Origin of the sequence: Ornithinimicrobium sp. F0845 (assembly GCF_023015765.1) — a bacterium.
GTDB lineage: Bacteria > Actinomycetota > Actinomycetes > Actinomycetales > Dermatophilaceae > Ornithinicoccus.
Genome location: NZ_JALKAL010000016.1, coordinates 1 through 1,307, shown reverse-complemented (window position 1 = coordinate 1,307; position 1,307 = coordinate 1). Strand labels below are relative to the sequence as shown.

The 1,307-nt window shown below is 56.8% G+C and carries 1 rRNA gene (running past one end of the window); it reads right to left on the bottom strand.

Going from position 1 to position 1,307, the window contains the following annotated elements:
* Nucleotides 1–1,307 (bottom strand): 23S ribosomal RNA (locus tag MWU75_RS17445); its annotated part reaches 1,995 nt to the left of the window's first position; the annotation flags it as partial.

Sequence of the window (1,307 nt, the reverse complement as noted above, 5' to 3'; positions counted from 1 at the left end):
GGGGTGCGGACTTACCTACACCCCGCCTTACACTCTTAGACGTGGACAACCATCGCCACGCGGAGGCTACCTTCCTGCGTCCTTCCATCGCTTACCTACTACAGTCTCGGGTCACGCGTTCCACACGCCCGACCACCACCACCCGAAGGCAGTGACGGTCATTGGGGTGCTTCAGGCGTTTAGCATCAACTGATTCGGTACTGGGCGGTCCTTCGCCGGTTCCGGAATATTAACCGGATGTCCATCGACTACGCCTGTCGGCCTCGCCTTAGGTCCCGACTTACCCAGGGCAGATTAGCTTGACCCTGGAACCCTTGGTTATTCGGCGGAGGAGTTTCTCACTCCTCTTTCGCTACTCATGCCTGCATTCTCACTCGTGTGGCATCCACGGCTGGATCACTCCGCCGCTTCACTCGCCACACGACGCTCCCCTACCCATCAACACGCCTGGACACCACCCCGCAGGGTGATGCCGGACAAAAGTGTTAATGCCACAGCTTCGGTGGTGTGCTTGAGCCCCGCTACATTGTCGGCGCGGAATCACTTGACCAGTGAGCTATTACGCACTCTTTAAAGGGTGGCTGCTTCTAAGCCAACCTCCTGGTTGTCACAGCAACTCCACATCCTTTCCCACTTAGCACACGCTTAGGGACCTTAGCTGGTGATCTGGGCTGTTTCCCTCTCGACTACGAAGCTTATCCCCCGCAGTCTCACTGCCATGCTCTCACTTACCGGCATTCGGAGTTTGGCTGACGTCAGTAACCTGGTGAGGCCCATCAGCCATCCAGTAGCTCTACCTCCGGCAAGAAACACATGACGCTGCACCTAAATGCATTTCGGGGAGAACCAGCTATCACGGAGTTTGATTGGCCTTTCACCCCTACCCACAGCTCATCCCCTCAGTTTTCAACCTAAGTGGGTTCGGTCCTCCACGCCGTCTTACCGGCGCTTCAACCTGGCCATGGGTAGATCACTCCGCTTCGGGTCTAGACCCAGCGACTCAATCGCCCTGTTCGGACTCGCTTTCGCTACGGCTACCCCACACGGGTTAACCTCGCCACTGAGCACTAACTCGCAGGCTCATTCTTCAAAAGGCACGCCGTCACCCCACCACGGGGGCTCCGACGGATTGTATGCACACGGTTTCAGGATCTATTTCACTCCCCTCCCGGGGTACTTTTCACCTTTCCCTCACGGTACTTGTCCGCTATCGGTCACCAGGGAATATTTAGGCTTAGCAGGTGGTCCTGCCAGATTCGTACGGGATTTCTCGGGCCCCGTACTACTTGGGAACACAACACCAGAGT